Consider the following 1497-nt stretch of genomic DNA (forward strand, 5'->3'; position numbering starts at 1 on the left):
TGACGTGCACCCCTAAAGTTGAACTCCAAAATTCAACTTTAGGGGTGTTTTTCTATGTCTAAAAGATATTCAATAGAATTAAAATTGAAGGTAATTAATGAGTACTTAACTAGTGACAATGGTCTCAGAGTATTAGAAGCCAAATATAATATCAATCAAAGTTTAATCAGCACATGGCTCTCTCAGTTTAAAAATAAAGGGGTTCAAGGGTTGACCGCTGGGATGACGAGATCAACTTATTCTAAATCATTTAAACTAACCGTGCTACAATACCGTCTAGCACATCAGTTATCCTATAGAGAAACGGCTGAAACGTTTGATATACCGAACCTTTCTCTCATTGCGCAGTGGCAGAGTAAATACAATCGATATGGTATTCTGGGTTTAGAAAATAAACCGAAAGGTAGGCCCTCTAAATCGATGAAGCAGAATACACCTAAACAAAAGCGAAAAGAATTAGAGACTTTGAATGAAACTGAACGCGAAGAGCTGGAACGCTTAAGAGTAGAGAATCGGAAACTTGAGGTTGCCATCGCCCTAGAAAAAAAGTTACAATCCTTAGCTCGAGACAAAAGAACAAAGAAATAGTCAGAGCGATAATAGAGTTAAGGGAAACAGGGCTCTATATGCTTAAAGAACTGCTTGAGGTCGCAGGTATCGCAAAGAGCGTATTTAAGTACTGGAATGACCGTTTACCCGAAGAAAATAGTAAGGATACTGAGATTGTCCAATCTATCAAGGATATTGTGAATGAAAGTCAAGGCAGGTACGGTTATCGGCGGGTTTGCTTGGCGTTGAAAAAAAGAGGTATTATTGTCAATCACAAGAAAGTACTACGCTTAATGCGACAGAATCAATTACTTTGCGTAAAGTTTAAACATAGAAACCGTCAATATAAATCCTATAAAGGGAAAGTCGGTAAAATTGCTAAAAACAAACTGTCCCGTCGTTTCAAAACCGATCGCCCTTATCAAAAAGTATTGACTGATATCACTCAATTCACTGTTTCAGCATCAGGAGAAAAGCTTTACTTGTCACCATTTATGGATGTTTTTAGCGGAGAAATATTATCTTATACAATCAGTCGTGCACCGACACTGGATATTGCCATAAAGCCTTTAAAGGAATTGATTGAACACCGACCGGATTTAGCTTATCGAATGACGGTTCACTCGGATCAAGGGTGGCATTATCAGCATAAAAAGTGGGTCAGCCATCTTAAGGAACATAAAACATTTCAAAGTATGTCTCGAAAAGGCAACTGTCTAGATAACGCCCCTATGGAGAACTTCTTTGGTTTGCTTAAACAGGAAATGTTCTATGGACAACAGTTCATGACATATAAAGAACTCGAATCAGCGATTCATCAATATATAGATTTCTATAATAATGATAGAATTAAAACAAAGTTAAAAGGCATGTCTCCTGTAAATTACAGGAAACATACCTTTGAAAAAATAGTCTAATCAAAAAGTTCAACTTTTTGGGTTCACTACA

The 1497-nt window shown here is 37.0% G+C and carries 2 protein-coding genes; both read left to right on the forward strand.

Annotation, left to right across the window (positions count from 1 at the left end):
- The first annotated feature begins 54 nt into the window (after positions 1-54).
- The gene (locus tag V6E76_RS11325; protein WP_247353039.1) at positions 55-588 is read left to right on the forward strand and encodes a helix-turn-helix domain-containing protein; all 534 of its coding nucleotides are present in this window, start codon (positions 55-57) and stop codon (positions 586-588) included.
- Between the two features lie 38 nt (positions 589-626).
- Positions 627-1466 carry an IS3 family transposase gene (locus tag V6E76_RS11330; RefSeq protein WP_247353041.1) on the forward strand — a complete coding sequence of 280 codons (840 nt, stop codon included), beginning with the start codon at positions 627-629 and terminating at the stop codon, positions 1464-1466.
- The last annotated feature ends 31 nt before the right edge of the window (positions 1467-1497 follow it).

This window comes from Jeotgalicoccus huakuii, assembly GCF_036665975.1.
In the GTDB taxonomy this organism is placed as follows: Bacteria; Bacillota; Bacilli; order Staphylococcales; family Salinicoccaceae; genus Jeotgalicoccus; species Jeotgalicoccus marinus.

Excerpts from the sequence above, each read along its gene's own strand:
- V6E76_RS11325 (WP_247353039.1), top strand. The coding sequence starts at position 55 with ATGTCTAAAAGATATTCAATAGAATTAAAATTGAAGGTAATTAATGAG.
- V6E76_RS11330 (WP_247353041.1), top strand. The coding sequence starts at position 627 with ATGCTTAAAGAACTGCTTGAGGTCGCAGGTATCGCAAAGAGCGTATTT.